The sequence below is a fragment of the Campylobacter sp. RM9333 genome, assembly GCF_020137705.1.
GTDB lineage: Bacteria > Campylobacterota > Campylobacteria > Campylobacterales > Campylobacteraceae > Campylobacter_E.
Map to the genome: position 1 here is coordinate 1 of NZ_JACGAY010000068.1, position 323 is coordinate 323.

The 323-nt window shown below is 25.7% G+C and carries 1 pseudogene; it reads left to right on the forward strand.

The features are described 5' to 3' along the window. Positions 1 to 105: 105 nt before the first annotated feature. Positions 106 to 323: pseudogene (locus AVBRAN9333_RS09475) on the forward strand (hypothetical protein); the annotation flags it as partial.

Consider the following 323-nt stretch of genomic DNA (forward strand, 5'->3'; position numbering starts at 1 on the left):
GACCCACGCAAAGTAAAAGATGAAAGAGATTTATTAGCTATTGTAATGGCATATAAAGATAGCAAGAATTTATATGATAAAAGAGTTTAAAATAAAGGAATAATTATGAAAATAAATTCTTATTCAACATATCAAATAACTAATATAAGCAAAAAAGAAACAAATAACGAGATTAAAAAAGTAGACAATAAAGCAGATGATAAAAAGGTAGGAGTTGTTTTAGGATACGGAATTGATAAAGATGGCTTTTTTACAAGTGATTTTAACAAAGCAGCAGGAATTGCTGAAGATTTTAAAATACATAGCGATAGTTTAAAATCTTT